Raw genomic sequence first — 249 nt, forward strand, 5'->3', positions numbered from 1 at the left:
TTATGAGGCTTTAAAGCAGAAAAGCATCGAAAATTATGATCGTTCGATTGAGGCCTTACTTAAGTGTGTCGATATCGACAATTCAGTGCCTGTACTGTATTTCGAGCTAGGTAAAACTTATATGAAGCTTAAAAATTTTGGCGCTGCCGAAGACGCTTTAAAAAAAGCCGTAAGTAAAGACCCCGATAATGAGTGGTTTTTAGATGAATTATACGGGTATTATATAGTTCAGAATGATTACGATAAGGC

General features: G+C 36.5%; 1 protein-coding gene. It reads left to right on the forward strand.

Annotated elements, in window-relative coordinates; genetic code table 11:
• The coding region (locus IEQ44_RS18735) for a tetratricopeptide repeat protein (protein WP_193639463.1) at nucleotides 1–249 on the forward strand (249 nt) is incomplete at both ends.

Source organism: Nocardioides malaquae (assembly GCF_015070385.1).
GTDB classification, from domain to species: Bacteria; Actinomycetota; Actinomycetes; order Propionibacteriales; family Nocardioidaceae; genus Nocardioides; species Nocardioides malaquae.